Origin of the sequence: Niallia sp. FSL R7-0271, from assembly GCF_038005785.1 — a bacterium.
Lineage (GTDB): Bacteria > Bacillota > Bacilli > Bacillales > Cytobacillaceae > Niallia.
In genome coordinates this window covers 1080233-1096479 of sequence record NZ_JBBOTZ010000002.1, presented here as the reverse complement: position 1 = coordinate 1096479, position 16247 = coordinate 1080233, and the positions used below count along the sequence as shown (strand labels likewise).

Below are 16247 nucleotides of genomic sequence, written 5' to 3'. Positions count from 1 at the left end.
TAAAAGTAGGAGGTTTCGTTGTGAGTAAAAGTCCCCAAATATCAGAAGCAGAATATGAAGTGATGAATATAGTTTGGAAATATGAGCCAATCTCGACACCAGAGGTAGTGGAGAAGTTGTCCGCTAAAGATTTTGACTGGAAGCCGAACACAATCCATACGATGCTGGCTCGGCTTGTAAAGAAAAAGGCATTGCAGGCCAAAAAAAGCGGAAGAGTTTTTATTTATACTTCACTCGTTGAAAAGCACGAATATATTGAGCAAAAAAGCGATAACTTTCTTAATCAGTTCTTCGGCGGTACCTTAAATTCGATGGTATTAAATTTTATCGAAAATGATAAATTGTCCAATGAAGACATTTCAGAATTAAAGCAAATCTTAGCAATGAGGGAGAAAAATGGAGGCGATAAATAATGGATGTCGTCATACAACAGCTATTGCTTAGTACGATTGCGGTATCCCTTCTTATTTGCACTAATCTCTTGCTAAAAAAAGTATTAACCAAACATCTCTCAGTAAAAGCGCATTATCGTATTTGGCTATTTCTGTTTGTGCCGCTCCTAGCATCCGTCTTGCCATGGAAATTTTTCGGGTTAAGTGAAGGACTGCAATCACTTCAGAGCTTGCTGACGTTTTCGGACAAAACAATGTCTCATGGTGAAGCAATAAGTGGCGCAACCGCTTCTCAAGAAGCTGATACGGAAATAATGCGTGATTTTTCTATTTCAGTTAACAATACAACTCCAGCAATCGTCCATGACAGTTTATTTGCTGTCTGGATGATCGGCATGATAGTTTGCCTTGGATTCTTTTTTTATTCAAACTATCAAATTAGCAGGTTGAAAAAATCTGCTGTTACGATTAACAATACTAGAGTCAATGAGCTGTTGGAAGAGTGCAAACAGGCCGTAGGGATTAAAAGGAAAATAATCCTCAAAGAGACTGGTCTTATTACAACGCCAATTACGTTTGGAGTCATGCAGCCGTATATTCTTGTGCCAACAAACATGCAGGAAGCTTTCACTATCAAGGAAATGAAATATGTATTTCTGCATGAGCTGACACATCATCGCAACAAAGATATGCTGGTTAATTATCTAATGTGGATTTTACAAATCGCATATTGGTTTAATCCACTAGTATGGTATGCCCAAAAAAGGCTGCGAATGGACCGCGAATTAGCTTGTGATGATTCTGTTCTAAATCTATTGGATGAGGCGGGCTATCTAGAATACGGCCATACGATCATTCACTTTGCAGGTAACAAACAAGGGAAGTCTTTTGAATTGTTTGCTTCAGGTATCGGCGGAACAAAAAAACAAATCAAACAAAGAATCCTGCATATTGCCAGCTTTTCGAAAGAATCCAGCTTGTTAAAATGGAAAAGTAAAGCAGTTTATCTGTTTTTAAGTGTATTAGTGCTCTGCATAACGCCACTGACAACAGTATTGGCTACTTCAAATGATGTGTTTCATTTTAACGGAAAAAATACTACGTATGAAGATTTAAGTAGTTATTTCGAAGGCTATAAAGGCAGCTTTGTTTTATACGATGCAGCTAGTGAACAGTATCAAATATACAACCAAGAAAGAAGCAAAAAGAGAGTTTCACCTGATAGTACCTACAAGATTTATTCAGGGCTATTCGCTTTAGAAGCTAACGTTATATCTAATCTGGAGTCTGAACAGAAGTGGAATGGACAACAGAATCCGTATAAAGAATGGGATAAAGATCATAACTTATCCTCTGCCATGCGAAATTCAGTCAATTGGTATTTTCAAAACCTGGATAAAGAGGTAGGAAGACAGCAGCTGCATGCTTATTTTGATAAGCTAAATTATGGGAATAAGGATATTTCAGGTGATTTGGAAAACTATTGGATGGAATCTACGCTGAAAATATCACCTATTGAACAAGTGCAGTTATTACATGGACTATCAGAAAATAAGCTTGGCTTTAAAGCAGAAAATGTTCAAACAATTAAAGATACGTTGTTACTTGATGACGATCATAACAGCCAATTATATGGAAAAACAGGAACAGGCACGATAAACGAACAAGATGTTAATGGCTGGTTTGTTGGTTTCATAGAAAAAGGCAAGCATAGCTATTATTTTGCAGTCAATATCCAAAACAATGGAAAAGAAGCTAGCGGAAGCGAAGCGATGAAAATTGCCAAGCAAATCTTAAAGGATAAAAAACTATACTAAAAAGTAACCCAAAAAGATTTTCTAGTCTTTTTGGGTCTATTCTTCATTAAATACTACATTTGTAGTATTTAATTGCTGAATTCCAATACGGAAAGGTAAGATTACTTTGAAGCAAAAAACTAAAAAAAGTAGAAAAGCAAATCATCAATTGCGGCTAAGACTTACTGGTCTTTTTTTCGCCGTGTTTATATTGTTTTCCGTACTTATCGTGCGCCTTGGCATCATTCAAATTGTGAGTGGTGAGGAATATGCCGCTCAAGTGAAAGCAACGGAAGTTACGCCTGTTAGCTCCTCCGTACCACGCGGAAAAATATATGATACAAATCATAAACTAGTAGTATATAATATTCCGGAAAAGGCAATCACCTTTACACCGCCGCTAAATCCTCAACCGGAAGAGCTGCTTGAACTGTCCAAAAAAATAGCCGGATTTCTTGTAATGAATAATAAAGACATAAAAAAAGTAACATCACGTGACTTAAAAGATATATGGCTTCTAGAACATGACAATGGCGAAGAGCTGCTTACAGAGCCAGAAAAGAAATTATATGAAGAAGAGAAAGTAAAAGACAAGGATTTATACAAAATAAAATTAGAGCGTATTAAAGAAGAGGAGCTGCAAACGATTGATAAAAATTTAGCAGCCATATACCGTAAGCTGTCGACAGCGCCAGCATTCTCAAAAACTGTGCTAAAAAACGAAAAGGTAACAAATGAAGAATATGCAATAGCAGCTGAAACACTTGAAAAACTGCCGGGAATTGATGTAACAACAGATTGGAAGAGAGCGCACAACTTCGGAAACACCTTTATTAATATGCTTGGTGAGGTAACGAGTACAGATGAAGGTCTTCCCGCAGATAAACTAGACTACTATACAGCTAAAGGGTATGAACGGAATGATCGGGTCGGCAAAAGCTATATCGAAGAGCTTTACGATAGTGTGCTGCAAGGCCAAAAAAAAATCGTAAATACGATTACGAACAGAAACGGAGAAATCATAGACTCAGAGATTGTGTCTAAAGGAAAAAGCGGCAATGATCTCGTGCTGACGATAGATATGGAATTTCAGGCACAAGTGGAAAAAATTATGCAAGAAGAGTTAATCGCATCCATTCAAAAGCCGCATACCAATCTTCTCGACACAGCTTTCGTTGTGGCAATGGAGCCGAAAACTGGCCGGATTCTGGCAATGTCAGGACAAGTGTATGACCGAAAGACAAAGAAATTTACAGATTACACACCAGGAACCTTTACATATGCCTTTGAACAAGGGTCTGTCGTTAAAGGAGCAACAGTTTTAACCGGTTATCAGACAGGAGTTAGAGACATAGGCGAAACAGAGCTAGATGAAGTGATGAGATTTAAAGGCTCAGGGACCTTTTCTTCCTACCAATCCATGGGGGTACTCAATGATTTAAAAGCCCTTGAACGATCATCCAACGTATATATGTGGAAGACCGCGATTGAAATGATGGACGGCAAGTATATCCCTAATGGCACATTAAATATCAATCCAGATAAAATAGAGACAATTCGCTACTATTTTAACCAATTCGGCTTAGGCATTCCGACAGAAATTGGCTTTCCGAATGAAACCGCAGGAATTAAAGGCAAAAATATCAGCACCTATTTTCAAATCGCTATTGGCCAATTAGACACCTATACACCAATGCAAATTGCCCAATATATTACCACGATAGCCAACGGCGGTTACCGCATGAAACCACAGCTTGTCAAAGAAATCCGTGAAGCCGATAATACAGACAACGGGCTTGGAAAAGTAGTGGATGAAATAGAACCTGTGGTACTGAATAAAATAGATATGAATGATGAAATGTTAGAAAGGGTTCAACAAGGATTCAGGCAGGTAACTAATGGTTCACAAGGAACAGCCAGAAGCTATTTTGCCAATGAAGCCTATGATGCTGCAGGGAAAACAGGAACTTCTGAATCCTATAAAAAAGGTGTGAAGACGTGGAATCTCTCATTCGCAGGGTATGCACCTTACGATAATCCGCAGATTTCGATAGCGGTTATTGTACCTAATGCTTATCTTGATGGCTATGCCCAGCCGCATAGTGCAGCTAATGTGATTAGTCAGAGAGTTTTTCGAGCTTATTTTGAGGGGCATTCAGGGGGAGAATGAGGATTATTTTTCAAGAGCATTGAAATCCTTCATGCTCTTTTTTTTGTTGTATCAAGAAGCTATGCGTCAGCTATTTTTTTTGTAAATAATTTATTATAGAAAGAATACAGAGTATAAAATACAATATTAATGATATTGGTAGTAAAGCGCTAGATGGGTTTAAGTAAATATCAATACCAATGCAAATACCCATTATAGACATTAAAATTATTAGTAGTTGTATTACTCGCATCTACAATCACCCGCTTCTTCCTGTTATTACACCTATCATAAAGGAAATTTTAAATAGATTAATCCCAATTTTGTATTCATGTGTTTTAGATTTGAGACTAGAACAGACAGAAATGGGCATATACGGCCTTATTTCAGCAAATGGACTATCGGAATATCTAACAGGAAAAGATATGTTCGGCAACAAACTCACCAATGAACAGCGCCAAGCAAGCATTACCCAAAGCATGATTGGAGCAATACCATTTGTCCCATATGCCCCTGGCGTGATAAAAGAAGCCGTTCGAATTAGTGAACTACCAGTCCATAAAACATACCAGCTAGTGCAAACTGGATTAAGCAAAAGCCAATTAAAATATAAAGGCTTTCTAACAAATATTTATCAACCTAACAGCCAACTCTCTCCACTTGGTCCAAGTATGGCTATGTTTAAATCACACGATGTAAACAATAACGTAAAGAAAGTTTCCAATCATTCTGTTAAAAGCACCAGCAGAGTAAACACCACTAAGAAAACCGCTGGCAAAACAGAAGTGAAATATGACTTCAGTCAATACGAGAAAAAGCTCGTAGGCAATACATGGGTCCTCAGCAAAAACGGTCGCACAGATCAAGATGCAGCCAAAGCAAGCCTAGCATATAATGATGCTATAAAAAAGGGAGAAGTCAAGTTAGACAACGAGCCTGATTCAGATATTTTACCTCGAACAAATCCAAGCAGCCAAAGAAGGATATAATCTTTGGACTGGAGAAGGGTTATCGAAGCTAGAATCTAATTCCATTATCTTTAGCAGTTTAATTGGGAGTGTTTATGGTTTTAGAGGCGGGAAGATTTCTGGTAGGTCGATTAAGGTTTCTAAGGGTGATTTGGGGAAGGTTAAAGAGAAGGTAAAGGGAGATAAGGCTAAGACTGAAGTTACTAAGAGTACGGGTGATGATGTAGTAACATATAGACGAGTTCAAGGTGAAGAGGGTACTAAGTCAAGCCAACAGCGTATACAAGTAAATGAAGATAGTACAGTAACAATACCCAAAAAAGATACTGATTTAAATATAAGTATAGATAATGGGGAGCATTCAAATTACTTTATAAATGAAGTGAGAGGCGGAAATGCTGATATTGTTGAATTAGACGTTCCAAGGTGGTTTGACGATTCTTAAAAGAAAATACAATACCTCAAGCTGGATACAAATCAAATCCTTTAAACCAAGGTGGAACAGCTCTAAAACTCGTAGACCCAACAAAACCAGGCTATTCATTTGAAGTTCCAGCACCTTGGGTTGAGTGGATAGAAGAGCATGCGAAAAATTCGCGAATAAAAAAATAATAAGGGGAGTTGAGTAATATTTTATTAGAACCTAAAGCGCTGGAAAATATTATAGTAGGTTTATTAGTTGATAATAGTTTCAAGTGGTATGTTTCGCCAAAAAATTTATGGTTTCTCGATAGGAAAAAGCAAGCAGACGCATAATAAGAAATTTAAAGAAATTGGACTTAAAAATATTGGAAACTCCATAGAGGAAGATGATGAAAGGAAAGGTATAGAAGTTCTAGATGAGCGTTCATTTATAGAGTTTATTCCAAGAATAGATAAGTATTCAGTTTCAACCGAAGAATTAAGAGAGTTACTTAAATTAAATATGCTTACTAAATTAAAAGAGGATACATTTTACAGTTTTTTACCTTCATTATATGTAAACCTTGATAAAAAAGAACTATACTCATTGTATCCAGAACCAGCCTCCTACGAGGATTTTGTACCAGGAAATTGGAGGGGGATCTACGAGGACTTTTTGTCGAGGATAGATAGGGAAGATAAATACTGGTATGATGAAAACGGAATTGATTTATTAAATTTTGAGAATAGTGGTGGAAAGATATGAGTGAAAATAAAATAAGTATACTATCTGAAAAGTTTGAGAATGAAAAAACTGGTGAACAAGTCGAAGGTATAACGATTATGATAGATGGTAAATTAAAAAGTATGTTAGACATCATCATTGAAAAAGAGGGTGGATATAATAACTATACAGAGCTAATTAAAGATTTAGTGTTTGATGGTATAAATCAATTTGTTGAAAAGCATAAGAGGTAGAAAACAGCTCTATTCAAAGCGATTGAACTGCGGCCATTTAAAGTTTCAAACCTATTGGCGATAACCCGTGTCTTAAAATTCATAGAAGAAAGAGATAGTAACAGCTAATTGGATTTATTATTATATAGGTCTTCATAAAGAGCACAGTTAAAATATATAAATAGTTTGAATGAATTCGATTACCTTGATTGGCTAAATGCCTTTCAAGGTATTTTATTTTAATTTATATTAAAACAGTTGATATTTGAGTGAGACAATAAGAAAATGTTTTGCTTGAGAATCGAGAGCTCATGATGGTAGTACCATCATGGAGTTTGGTTTTATAAGTAGGAAAAGATAACAAGTACGATAAATAGGCGAGATGACATTTTACATGGCAGGGGTACTTACGATATGTAATGGCTACAAACTAACGAGATCGTACATGCTCGTGTCGAAAAATAATGGGTAACGTATAAGAGTGTTTTTTATTTACTTTGGCACATAAATATTGGGTTGTATTTTTACTAGAGACGGTCGTATAATACTCGCTATTCGTTTAAAAAGCGTTACATTAATTTTAATTTTCGTAACGGGAAGGGTGAAAAGTTGAACGTTGTTGGGTATATACTAGTCTCCAATCAAGGGCAAGCAAGAGATGGATACAGTTTGAAGTATCAAGAAGACGAAATCAAAGCATATTGTAAGGAACAAGGCTTAAACTTGATTCATATTTATAGAGATGAAGGAATTAGTGGTGCCAAACTAAATGAAGAAGCATTAGAAATAGACAGGGTGGGCTTACAGGAGATGTTGGAACACCTTTCGTCTGTCCAAGTTGATTATGTGGTAGTACTGAACACAAGCCGATTATGGAGGTCGGATATTGTGAAGGTGTTGATACAGCGAGAGTTGAAGAGATATGGCTGTGATATAAAGAGTATTGAACAGCCATTTTACAGTATCCATAAGAAAGACCCGAATGACTTTTTGGTGAATGGCTTAATGGAGTTATTAGACCAATATCAACGGCTTGAAATAGCGCTAAAGCTAACAAAAGGAAGAAACAAGAAAGCGAAGGAAGGTGGATATGCAGGAGGAAGGGGGACATTTGGCTATATCAAACAAAAGGGTGAAAAAGAACTAAAAATACATAACGGGCATGCAGAAGTAGTAAAACGGTTGTTTGAACTGAAACAGATACATAAAAAATGGTCACTGTCTAAGTTGGAAGAAGCATTGAATAAAGAAGGTTATCAAACAACGCAAGGGAAAGCATTTACGAAAGTACAAGTGAAACGCATTTTAGACCGACAGAGTTTTTAGCAAGGGATTTATACATACGGACAAATAAAAGCAAGTGGCAAACATGAAGCAATAATTTAATAGGTGACTTAAAAAAGGGACTCATTTTCTTATAAGTTACGATGTAACGATGAAAATGGATAGGCTTTCGTACCAATGCGCACCAATAGGTGAACGCTCGAACTAAGGTTGCCGGCATTTTCATTCAATCATTGACAACAGAATAGGAGGATGAGCCATGCATGAAAAGCAGAAACATATTTATGTGGGTGTAGACTTACATAAACAGCATCATGTGGCAGTGATTATTAATTGTTGGCAAGAGAAGTTAGCTGAATTAGCAGTTGAAAATAAACCATCTGCTTTCTCCACGTTTTTACTAGATATTGATAAACTGATGGAAGAAGGACTGAAGCCTATATTTGGCTTAGAAGATGTTGGAGGCTATGGACGGTCGTTAGCACAGTTTTTAACCGACCATGGACAGATTGTAAAAGAAGTAAATCCAGCACTTTCATACGCTGAACGAAAAAGCCATGTGACCGTACAAAAAAATGATAGCTGGGATGCAGAATGTGTAGCACGAATATTGTTTAACAAACTCAATCACTTGCCAGATGCAAAACCACATGATTTATATTGGTCGATACAACAATTGGTTACTAGAAGAAATGCATTGGTAAAGGCGCAAGGTGCCTTAAAAAACCAACTTCACATTCAATTGAGTCACCATTACCCTAGCTATAAGAAGTATTTCTCCGAGGTGGATGGGAAAACAGCTTTAGCATTTTGGGAACGATACCCGTCACCGTCTTGTTTAGAAGGTGTGAGTATAAAACAATTAACCACCTTCTTATTAGAAGTGAGCAACAATACTTGTTCGGTGAAAAAAGCGAGTGAAATATTGAAGCTAGTAAAAGAGGACGGAAATACAACAAAAGAACATCAAGAAACACGAGACTTTTTGTTGGAAAGCATTGTCCACCACATTTTGTTTGGAAAGCAGGAAATAGGCAAGGTGGAAAGAGAATTACAAATTTAATAACATACATGCAAGTTCCTCCTATCCGTATTATAGCAAAAAATCCAAGAGTAAGGAAAAAAGGATATGATGGAGATTTTTCCTTATGAAGATTTAGTTTTAAGAAAATATAATAATAATATGATGGCCTTTCTTCTAGATATGGTGCAGCTAGCACATGGGTACCTCCAAGTAATGCATTAAACTCATATGTTTTTATGTCGAAATATCCTTTTCACCGACATATGGTTACATAAATAAATTATTGTAATAAGGCAGATGTTATGAAGAATGACTTATCCAAATTCGGTATTAATGCTATTATAAGGTTATGTAAAAGGAGGAAGAAATGAAGCTTATTTATTTATGGGTTGAGAAGTTTAGAAGCACAGAGAAACAGGAATTTTTTTTTGATAAGGAATTTAATGTTACCTACGATAATTCTAGAAAACTAACGATAAAAAGATCAGAAAACAAATTATTAAACCTGGGTGAAAAAATTACCAATATAACAGCATTGATTGGAGAAAACGGAAGTGGTAAAACTAATATTTTAGACTTGCTGGGTTATAGGATGAACGACCGTTTTAATCATGCAAATCAAATGGCTGAATACTTTATAATTTACCACCTTGCGGGTAATCAATTTATTGTAGAAGGTACTGATGCTCAGAAGTTAGGAGTTCTTAATGAATCTGCACAAAGACTTAGTAGATTATTTAGTATAGTAGTTGAGTTAAAAGAGGATTCTTCGCTTAAGTTTGTAAGATTTCTTCAAGATCAAGAAGAACACCAACTTGCTGACTTTATTAACATTCGACAAAAATTTAGCAAACATTGGTCGGGGTCTTCATTTAGTTTAGAGAGAGATCCTTATTATTTTTTTCAGCGGTTTGCAATTGATCAAAATGTCAGAGGTATATTTGATAAATACAGGTTTATTAGAAACGCAGTAAAATTAATGGAATCTCGTTCTCCCGGCAATTTTTTTCAACTAAGTCCAGATATCTTTATTACGATTAAGCCTAGTTTTAACAATGAGGAAACTGAGCTTTCTTTGAAATATAGAGAGAGAGATTACTTTAATTTCATAAAAATATTAAAACCAGAAACAATGGAAACTAAAGAGAAAAAAGAATATTTTATCCATACTTTCTTGGAACGTAGCATCCACTCTTTATGCCACGAACTTATGGAAAACCCTGAAATAGATATGAATAGGGTTCAAACTTTAATAAAAAAAGTTTCATTTAGAAAGGATAGACCTAAAAAATATTTACTCGATATTTTAGAAGTCCTTGGGCAGTTATGGGATCCGGTCATCGGTGACCCGATAGGTTTCCAACATGAATTTTTCTATTACTATAAGCAATTATATGATGTTTTATCAAAGATTCCTGAGAATTGTTTTCAAAAAAACTTAATAATAATAAAAGTTTATGAATCAGAGAACAAACATATTTCAGCATTCCTACGTCACTTAGATATGGTGAAATCTGGTTATAACCCAGTAAGCGGCTTATTTAATACAAGTGTTGAGCCATTAAGTTCAGGAGAAGAAGCATATTTAAATTTATTTACTTCTATTTATTACTCCATTACAAGCGTAGAAAATGTACAAAACAAAACTTGTATATTGCTCTTAGATGAACCAGACTCTTTTATGCATCCTGAGTGGAGTAGGGTTATGATAAGCCAAATTATAAACTATCTTGAAAAAACAAATATAGGTTACAAAGAATATCAAGTTGTTCTTACAACTCATTCCCCTTTTATAATTTCTGACATACCTAAGCAAAATCTTATTGCATTGCAAAAACAAGAAAATACTGGAAAGTCTATCAGAGTTAAACTAGATGAATTACCTGAAACATTTGCCAGTAACATACATACTCTATTATCTAATGAATTTTTTATGAACGACACAATAGGAGAATTTGCGAAGCAAAAAATAACTTTGATGATTAGTCAATTGAGAGAAATAATTTCTGGTAAAAATTACGAAGAAGTTGAAAAAGAACAGATAGAGCAATGGATAGAGATAATAGGAGAGCCAATAATAAAAGCTAAAATGGTACAGCTATATAAGTTAGCTTTTAATGAAACTTCATTACAAATAAGAGAAGAGCGGGCACGAAGGTTAAGAATTGAATTAAATAACTTGGATTAACAACGGTTTGTAAAGAGAAAAGGTGGATTTGTTGATTAAGATTCCAGAAAGAAAATATATGCCTGTACAGAAACTTCATGTAGGGCTCCTAAAGCAACCAGTAAATGATTCAATTCAATTCTATCTAAATTGTTGCGATATTCTGAGTGGAACTTTAAATTTTACTGAATTGAATCGCTATATTAAAATGAATAAATCTAAAATGAAAAGTCTTTTGACCAAGGTTTCCACTAAAAAGTATAAGGAGCTACAAAACATACAAGAAGTTTTCGACAATAGAGACTTTGAGGCCTATTTCCTGACTCATTGTTCAAATATTAGGAACCTTTTAGCTGAAATGTTAGATCCGACTAGTGTAATTTATTTTGAGTGCATTTTAAGTAGTGAACCTACAGCTTTAATTTCTGCACAAAATTATTTAACTGTTAATTATTCTATGTTGAAAACAGCTTCAGGAGAAGATGTCTTTAAACCTGAAATAACAAATAAAGGGTCAGTTTTTAAGATACTAGAAGGTATTTATAATTATGATGATTTTCGTGATGGAAAGCTTGCCCTAAATTGGGGAGCATATAATTTATGCGAGGAACTAGATATTAATGTTTGTCCTTACTGTAATAGAATTTATACGTTCACAGTAGTTAACTCAAAAAAAGAAATAACACGTCCAGAATTAGATCACTATTTTCCAAGATCTAGATTTCCGTTATTTGCTATTTCGTTTTATAATTTGATTCCTAGTTGTAAAGTTTGCAATAGCAACATTAAGAAGAATGATTATTTGAACATTGACGACTATTTGCACCCGTATATAAACTCCTTATCTCCAGCCTATCGATTTGATTTTTTGTCTTTAGATTTGGCTGCTGCAGAAGGAAAAAATAGGAATAACAAAATATTCATAAATCAAAACGGGGTTGTTGATACTAAGTCAGATAAATTTTTAGATAAGTTTTTAATTGAAGATATCTATGAACGGCATAAAAATGTTATACCAATTTTTATTAATAAACACAAACATTATCCCGATAGTGTCATAAGTGAAATAGCGAAATTATTGAGTGTCCAAAAAGAGGAACTATTATTATCGTTATACAACCCTGCCCAGGAAGAAGAGATCATTAACACATCTCTCGGGAAATTCACTAGAGACCTTTATTTAAAGTTTCGGGATTATTATAATCTATAATAACCAAATACACTAGTTAAGCAAAAGAAAAGTTTTTAAAGGAAGTAGATGAAAATATAAATGAAAAGGGGTTCCCTTTTTCTTAAGGAAAGCGCCCGATTGTTGTAATAAAAGTCTATTGAAAAGAAATCGACAAAAGAAGTAATTATAAATTTAACAGGATGTGTAACCAACGTAGCACAGTAATAGTGCTACGTTTTTTTTGCTCATACGAACGGTAACTGATTACCAATCCAATCAAAATTGGCTATAGATTTTCTATAATTTTCTTAATATAAGTGCAAAATGATTCAATTGTGTCTCTGTAGGATCTCAGCTCTTCAATATTTTTATCGATTTTAATTCTGAATTTGTCATATTTTTTATGGTCTACATCACCTTTAATAAAATCAAATTCTTCTTTTAGTTTCTGGGTTTCTGCACTTAGAGTATCTATTTTATTAAACAAATCCCCAAATTCATTGTTATAAGCTTTAAATAAACTATCGATTGAATTAAACAGTTCTCGATACTGATATGTAATTGACTCCAAAAATGGAAGTTTTTCTGGGGGAAGCGGTACACATAGTATGGGGTAACTTTTCCAAATTTCATCTTTATAGTCTATAAGTAATTTTCTTAATTCCATTTTATTCATTGCAGTTGGGGTAAATATACTGAAATAAGCATCAAATACATCTTTGTGACGTCTGAGTAGGGCAGAGAAATTAGGTCTATGAATAATATCGATCAATTCTACTTTTGACTTGTTTGCACTTTTAAAGTTGTTCCATTCCTTTTCTCTCTCATCATTTGACAAGTTAATGGGAATACATAAATACCACTTAACAATTTTCTTATTATATTTTTTCGCTGTTTTGACTGAAGCATCAAAAGAGTTTTGTATTTGTGTATGTCTTTTTTTACTATTGTCAAATACGAGACCATCAATAAAAAATTTACACTGATAAACTATCCAATTGTCAGCATCTTCAATAATAATATCTAATCCCCCATCACCTCCATGTGTTCGGACAGGATATAAAGTACCATTCATCTCTATATACTGTAATTTCTCATCATTTACTTCAAGATTTTTAAGTTCTCCTTCTATGTGACCAAACTCAACCTTACTTAAGCTTTTGCCATTGTTATGTTCTTCATAAATTAAATCTGAACACATAGTTTCAAATACATGTCTAGCCCCTTCAGGTTCATGAATAGCGGCTAATAAATATGAAATATTAAAATTCACCCTAAGCTTTCCTTTCTGAGATTGGATTTTTATTGTTACTATTGTCAATTTAAACACAAATTTTGAGTAATGAAAACATTTGATTCAGCAGGTAAAGATTTATTAGATAAACCTAAATTAAATTCGAATAAAGGGGCAATATTTATGTATAGAAGCACTAATGTTCAATGTTTGTAAAGGAGTACGCTTAAACACAGATGGAGTTAAAATTGTAAGTAAATGTAAAAATAATTAAAATTCAATCCTTGAGTTATTAATTTACTATTATACAAGTGTTACAAAAGAAAAAGTAGGACTGGGATCTCTGTGTACCTAGCTTTGTCTTTAATTATGAGGACTTAAGGGTTCTTTATAAAGAAAATAGAACGAATTATCATATCTAAAGTAGAAATTCTTGGAGGTGGTGGGAGAAAATAATAGAAACTGTCAAAAAATAGGACAACGAATTATTGTTTTGGTGGAAAAGGACAGTACCATTACTGTTAGACTTAATGAATTTACTATCTTTATTATGGAACGATGTTTGATTTGTGATCTGTTATCTTTTTGTTTACATGCTTCTTCAACACGTTGTTTTGTTCTGTGATAACTAATCACTTCCCCAGTTTACTTATTATTCCAACCACTGTTTTTGTTAGGTAAGGTATTCACAGATGGTTCCTATTTAATTTTTCATAATGTTAACTGCAAATTAAATAATTCGTTAAAAAGAACATTTTTGTTTTTTTAAAAGGGTAAACTCTTTATTTGTCGAATATCTGTTGAGAAGGAGGTGTTTAACAGAGCGTTAGTATTTTTTTAAGTAAAGTCATGTTTTGTATTCATGTATTAATTAATGAATATGTTTGTGTGTTATAGCCTAGCCCCATAAAGAAATAAAACGTACAGCAAAATACTTTAAAAAAACTTTTAGAGATGAAGTATTATGTAAAACATACATATTTTTGTATTTAAAAAAGGAGAACTAGTTATGTCAGATGAGTTTCAAAAAAAGTTATTTTCAATCCTAGAGGAGCGAAATCAAATTTTAAAGAAAATACTCGAAAATAGAGAATTTGGTGATTCCGAAAAAAAAGAACTATTAGCAAGAGAATATTATTGGCACGATTCTGACTTTCTTTTTTCACATCTGATAACCCAAACAGAAGCTATTAATCAAAAATTAAATAAACTATCAGAGTGTACTGGAGTTAGATGTAGGTTAGGTGATGAAAATCAGGAATCTTTAAGCTTTTTAGTTGCAAAAACAAGTGAAAAAAGTACGCAGCAAGCTCGGGATGAGGGACTAAAAGAAATTCGCGATTTCACCAAGGATGCAGAAAACTTGATTGTAATTGATCCGTATATATATGGCGGTATGACAGCGAAATCAAAAGAATATGTCCAAGAATTTGCAAAAGCAAGTCGTATTAGTTCTACTCAAGTTCGTCGAATACATATTGTATTTAATTCAAGGATGGGAAACACTAGGCAAATTAAACAGGACATTAAAAATTTAGCAAGTGAAAATGGGGTTAGATTCACAGAGACTGACACGGATTTAATTCATGATAGAATATGGATAGCAGACCGCAAGAGAGCTATTGTAGTGGGTACATCTTTAGGTGGACTAGGAAATAGGATGGCCTTTATACTACAGTTGCCCAGATATGATTTAAATGCATTGTTAGAGTATTTAGATGAAAATGGGTTAATCAGATAGTAATGTTAGTATTACAATGAGAAAGGTAATTCGCGCACACATTTGGGGAACCTGGATTTGAGTCAATAATTTGGACACAAAAAAGTTAAGTCTTTCACCCATTTATAAATCGTTACTTCTAATACGCCATATTTCCTGCTTAATTCTTTAACCGGGCTGCCGGAATGATACAAATCCACAATCGTTTTCTTAAAAGCATCGTTATATTTTTTGCCTGCAGGTTTACGTTCCAATTCGGACACATCCTCTCAAAATAATTGTAAGGACTTAATTAAATTGTGTCCATAAAACTATACTAACTCCAAACCCGACAAATCTGTGAAGGACAAATATCTCAAATAGATCTAACGATTTAATTTAAATAGTCTAAGCTAAGGAAGAATTTCATTACATAGAAATAAAGCAAACCGAATAAAGGTTTGCTTTATTTCTGTTTGAATTTTATTTTTCGATGTTTGTAAAAAAAGTATGTTATTAGGGATTCGAGAATTACTTAAATCTATGAGTTACCGATTTTCTATATTCTGTTTCAATTCAGGATTATCTTTTTTACTTGTATTAAGTGAGCAATTAATTTTATAGGTTAAGATAGGTTAACTGTCAATTAAACTTATAATTTTTTGAACAGTTTCATGAATTAATAAAATTTCTTTAGTATTCCTCGAATCTAAAAGTTGGTTATGAAGCTTTAATATTTTTTCTCTATTTAAATCATTCGAAGAAAAATCTGATATTTCATTTTGGAAAATTACGGATGGTGGGACATCTAAAGCCTTGCTTAATTTTTCAATAGTTTCCAAAGATATATTTCTTTCTCCTCGCTCTATACCACCAATATAGGTATAATGAATGTCTGCTTTTTTTGCCAATTCTTCTTGAGTTAACCCTTTCATTTTTCGGAAATATCTAACTCGTTCCCCTACCACTTTTAATAAGTTGGACATTATTTTCACCTCAATTTA

14 protein-coding genes and 1 pseudogene are annotated in these 16247 nt (G+C 33.9%); 12 read left to right on the top strand and 3 right to left on the bottom strand.

Annotation, left to right across the window (positions count from 1 at the left end):
- Positions 1-20 precede the first annotated feature (20 nt).
- The 11 genes and pseudogenes from MKX82_RS25510 (at position 21) to MKX82_RS25460 (ending at position 12349) form a co-directional block, all read left to right on the top strand.
- Positions 21-413: a BlaI/MecI/CopY family transcriptional regulator gene (locus MKX82_RS25510; RefSeq protein WP_233315168.1), complete on the top strand. Its 393-nt coding sequence runs from the start codon at positions 21-23 to the stop codon at positions 411-413.
- Positions 413-2209 carry a BlaR1 family beta-lactam sensor/signal transducer gene (locus MKX82_RS25505; protein ID WP_341081071.1) on the top strand — a complete coding sequence of 599 codons (1797 nt, stop codon included), beginning with the start codon at positions 413-415 and terminating at the stop codon, positions 2207-2209. The genes MKX82_RS25510 and MKX82_RS25505 overlap by 1 nt, the downstream gene beginning before the upstream one ends.
- Positions 2210-2315: 106 nt before the next feature.
- The gene (locus MKX82_RS25500) at positions 2316-4358 is read left to right on the top strand and encodes a peptidoglycan D,D-transpeptidase FtsI family protein (protein WP_341081069.1); all 2043 of its coding nucleotides are present in this window, start codon (positions 2316-2318) and stop codon (positions 4356-4358) included.
- Between the two features lie 179 nt (positions 4359-4537).
- Complete coding sequence (locus MKX82_RS25495) at positions 4538-5326, top strand: hypothetical protein (protein ID WP_341081068.1); 789 nt, start codon at positions 4538-4540, stop codon at positions 5324-5326.
- 130 nt (positions 5327-5456) lie between these two features.
- Positions 5457-5750: a hypothetical protein gene (locus tag MKX82_RS25490; protein ID WP_341081066.1), complete on the top strand. Its 294-nt coding sequence runs from the start codon at positions 5457-5459 to the stop codon at positions 5748-5750.
- A gap of 234 nt (positions 5751-5984) precedes the next feature.
- Positions 5985-6473, top strand: coding sequence for a hypothetical protein (locus tag MKX82_RS25485; protein ID WP_341081064.1), 489 nt, complete (start codon positions 5985-5987; stop codon positions 6471-6473).
- Positions 6470-6685 (top strand): hypothetical protein, encoded by a 216-nt coding sequence (locus tag MKX82_RS25480; RefSeq protein WP_233315173.1) that lies wholly within the window; start codon positions 6470-6472, stop codon positions 6683-6685. Before MKX82_RS25485 ends, MKX82_RS25480 begins: the two co-directional genes overlap by 4 nt.
- A gap of 588 nt (positions 6686-7273) precedes the next feature.
- The gene (locus tag MKX82_RS25475) at positions 7274-7990 is read left to right on the top strand and encodes a recombinase family protein (protein ID WP_341081061.1); all 717 of its coding nucleotides are present in this window, start codon (positions 7274-7276) and stop codon (positions 7988-7990) included.
- A 217-nt stretch (positions 7991-8207) separates the two neighbouring features.
- Positions 8208-9005: pseudogene (locus MKX82_RS25470) on the top strand (IS110 family transposase); the annotation flags it as partial.
- A gap of 334 nt (positions 9006-9339) precedes the next feature.
- Positions 9340-11160, top strand: a complete 1821-nt coding sequence (locus MKX82_RS25465) for an AAA family ATPase (RefSeq protein ID WP_341081059.1) — start codon at positions 9340-9342, stop codon at positions 11158-11160.
- A gap of 31 nt (positions 11161-11191) precedes the next feature.
- On the top strand, positions 11192-12349 hold the full coding sequence (locus MKX82_RS25460) for an HNH endonuclease (protein WP_341081057.1): 1158 nt from the start codon (positions 11192-11194) through the stop codon (positions 12347-12349).
- A 247-nt stretch (positions 12350-12596) separates the two neighbouring features.
- Here MKX82_RS25460 and MKX82_RS25455 read toward each other — a convergent pair whose 3' ends face one another.
- Positions 12597-13583, bottom strand: a complete 987-nt coding sequence (locus MKX82_RS25455; protein ID WP_341081056.1) for a hypothetical protein — start codon at positions 13581-13583, stop codon at positions 12597-12599.
- A gap of 970 nt (positions 13584-14553) precedes the next feature.
- On the opposite strand from MKX82_RS25455, the gene MKX82_RS25450 reads away from it, so the two are divergent.
- Positions 14554-15285 (top strand): hypothetical protein, encoded by a 732-nt coding sequence (locus MKX82_RS25450; protein ID WP_341081053.1) that lies wholly within the window; start codon positions 14554-14556, stop codon positions 15283-15285.
- 62 nt (positions 15286-15347) lie between these two features.
- On the opposite strand, the gene MKX82_RS25445 is transcribed toward MKX82_RS25450, so the two are convergent.
- Both MKX82_RS25445 and MKX82_RS25440 read right to left on the bottom strand, forming a co-directional pair.
- Positions 15348-15518 carry a transposase gene (locus tag MKX82_RS25445; RefSeq protein WP_445738858.1) on the bottom strand — a complete coding sequence of 57 codons (171 nt, stop codon included), beginning with the start codon at positions 15516-15518 and terminating at the stop codon, positions 15348-15350.
- Between the two features lie 360 nt (positions 15519-15878).
- Positions 15879-16229 (bottom strand): helix-turn-helix domain-containing protein, encoded by a 351-nt coding sequence (locus tag MKX82_RS25440; RefSeq protein ID WP_341081052.1) that lies wholly within the window; start codon positions 16227-16229, stop codon positions 15879-15881.
- Positions 16230-16247: the final 18 nt, after the last annotated feature.